This is a genomic window from Streptomyces sp. NPDC059010 (assembly GCF_042740355.1).
In the GTDB taxonomy this organism is placed as follows: domain Bacteria; phylum Actinomycetota; class Actinomycetes; order Streptomycetales; family Streptomycetaceae; genus Streptomyces.
In genome coordinates, this window is sequence record NZ_JBHYJA010000030.1 from 122,255 (window position 1) to 125,052 (window position 2,798).

Here is a 2,798-nt window from a genome sequence, read left to right on the forward strand (position 1 = left end):
GGCGGCGGTTTGGGTGCCGCGGGGGGGGGGGGGGGGGGGGGGGCGGGGGGGGGGGGCCGGGGGGGGGGGGGGGCCCGGGAATTGGGGGCCGGGCCCCCTCGCCGTTTCCGTATTCCTCCTGCTGAAAGCCCGGTCATGCCCGATTGAGCCCGAACCTGTTTACTTTCCGGAAATCCAGGCGTAGCCTCCTCGCGAAACCACAAGTTCGGGCACAGTTCGGAGGCGAACGGACATGTACGCACCGGAGCGGCAGCAGGAGATCCTCCGGCTCGCCCGTGACGGCGGCCGAGTGGACGTCCTGTCGCTGGCCGAGGAGTTCCAGGTGACGGCGGAGACGATCCGCCGGGATCTGAAGGCCCTCGACCGCGCCGGGCTCGTGCGCCGGGTGCACGGTGGCGCGATCCCGGCAGGGCGCCTGGACTTCGAGCCGGACCTCGCCGAGCGCGAGTCGACGGCCGCCGACGAGAAGGACCGCGTCGCCAAGGCGGCCCTCGCCGAGCTGCCCACCGAGGGCACGGTGATCCTCGACGCCGGTTCGACGGTGGCCCGCCTCGCCGCGGCGCTCCCGCTGGAGGCGTCCCTCACCGTCGTCACGCACAGCCTGCCCATCGCGGCCCGCCTCGCGGACCACCCGGGCATCCAGCTCCACCTGATCGGCGGCCGGGTACGGCACCGTACGCGCGCCGCCGTGGACGCCTGGGCGCTGCGCGCGTACGGCGAGATCCGCGCCGACGTCCTGTTCGTGGCGGCCAACGGCTTCTCCGCCGAGCACGGACTGACCACCCCCGACCTCGCCGAGGCCGCGGTGAAGCGCGCGGCCGTGGCCGCGGCCCGCCGGGTGGTGCTGCTCGCCGACTCCTCCAAGCACGGCCAGGAGCACTTCGCCCGCTTCGGCGACCTGGGCGACGTGGACCTGCTGATCACCGACAGCGGGCTGAGCCCCGAAGACGCCACCGCCATAGAGCGCGGCGGCACTGAAGTGCTGTGTGTTTAGAAACGAGTGCGCATGATCCTCACCGTCACCCCGAACCCGTCCCTGGACCGCACCTACGAGGTCCCCTCCCTCGACCGCGGCGAGGTCATCCGCGCCACCGGCGAGCGCATGGACCCGGGCGGCAAGGGCGTGAACGTCTCGCGGGCCGTGGCGGCGGCGGGGCAGCGCACGATCGCGGTCCTGCCCCTGGGTGGCGCGCCCGGCGCGCTCGTCGCCGACCTGCTCGACGCGCAGGGCATCGAGGTCGCGCCGGTGCCGGTCGCCGGGGCCACCCGCTCGAACATCGCGCTCGCGGAGTCGGACGGGGTACTGACGAAGATCAACGCCCCCGGCCCCGAGCTGTCCGCGGCCGAGCAGGAACTGCTTCTGGAGACGGTGCGCGAGCAGTCCCGCGACGCCGGCTGGATCGCCTGCTGCGGCAGCCTGCCGCGCGGGCTCGCCCCGTCCTGGTACGCCGACGTGGTCGCGCGGGCGCACTCGGGAGGCGCGCGGATCGCGCTGGACACCTCCGGGCGCGCCCTCCTGGAAGCCCTGCGCGCCCGCCCCGACGTGGTGAAGCCGAACGCCGAGGAGCTCGCGGAGGCCGTCAGGCGTCCCCTGTCCACGGTGGGTGACGCGGTGAAGGCGGCCGAGGAGTTGCGCGCGCTGGGCGCCCATGCCGTCCTCGCGAGCCTGGGCGCCGACGGACAGCTGCTGGTGGACGGCTCGGGTGCCTGGTTCGGCAGTGCGCGCGTGGACGTCGTACGCAGCAATGTCGGCGCCGGCGACTCCTCCCTCGCCGGGTTCCTGATAGCCGGCGGCAGCGGCCCGGAGGCGCTCGCCTCGGCGGTCGCCCATGGCGCGGCCGCCGTACAGCTGCCCGGCAGCGTGATGCCGTCCCCGGGTGACCTGGATCTGGCGGCGGTGACGGTCACGGCCGAGGTGCCGGTGGATCGCGTACTGAAGGAGCCGGTGTCATGACGAATGTCGTGGTTGTCACAGTTCTTGCCGATCGGTCCGCCGAGCGGCGAAGCTCGCACTTACTCACGGCCGCCGACGGACGGCAGGGCCTCCTGAGCCGCTCTGCCACCCGGAGGGGGCGGGCCTTCCCCGACCCCGCCTCCGCCATCCCCGCCACCCCCCACCGCAGTCCCGCCACCCCCCATGGCACCCCCGTCCCCTTCTCCGCCCACCAGACTCCCCGGGCGATACGCGTGCGAAGGAGCCCGCGATGAGCGACATGATCACCGCGGACCTGGTCGATCTCGACCTGTCCGCCGATACCAAGGAAGCGGCGGCGCGCGCCCTCGCAGAGCGCATGGTCGCCCTGGGCCGGGTGACCGACCTGGAGGGCTTCCTCGCCGACGTGGCCGCCCGTGAGGCACAGATGCCGACCGGCCTCGACGGCGGCATCGGCATCCCGCACTGCCGCAGCGCGCATGTCACCGAGCCGACGCTCGCCTTCGGGCGCAGCGCCGCCGGCATCGACTTCGGCGCGGCGGACGGTCCCGCGGACCTGATCTTCCTGATCGCCGCCCCGGCCGGCGCGGACGACGCCCATCTGACGATCCTGTCGTCGCTGGCCCGGCAGCTGATGAACGCCGAGTTCACGGACGCGCTGCGGTCGGCGGGCGACGCGGCGTCGGCGGCGGCGCTGATCCGGGGCGAGGAGCCCCCTTCCGAGACCTCCGAGACCTCTGAGACCTCTGAGGACTCCCCGGACTCCGGGGGGGGGGGGGGGGGCCGCGCGCGCGCGCCCCCCCCACCCCCCCCACACCCCCCCCCCCCCCCCGGGCGCGCCGCGCGCCCCGCGCCCCCCCCGCGC

The 2,798-nt window shown here is 74.8% G+C and carries 3 protein-coding genes; all 3 read left to right on the forward strand.

The window, feature by feature from the left end; translation table 11 throughout:
- Window positions 1–232 precede the first annotated feature (232 nt).
- The gene (locus ACFWYS_RS29540; protein WP_272124190.1) at window positions 233–994 is read left to right on the forward strand and encodes a DeoR/GlpR family DNA-binding transcription regulator; all 762 of its coding nucleotides are present in this window, start codon (window positions 233–235) and stop codon (window positions 992–994) included.
- A gap of 12 nt (window positions 995–1,006) precedes the next feature.
- The gene (gene pfkB / locus ACFWYS_RS29545; protein WP_384775350.1) at window positions 1,007–1,954 is read left to right on the forward strand and encodes a 1-phosphofructokinase; all 948 of its coding nucleotides are present in this window, start codon (window positions 1,007–1,009) and stop codon (window positions 1,952–1,954) included.
- 250 nt (window positions 1,955–2,204) lie between these two features.
- Window positions 2,205–2,798, forward strand: a 594-nt coding sequence (locus tag ACFWYS_RS29550) for a PTS sugar transporter subunit IIA (protein WP_384775352.1), incomplete at its 3' end; no start/stop codon positions are given.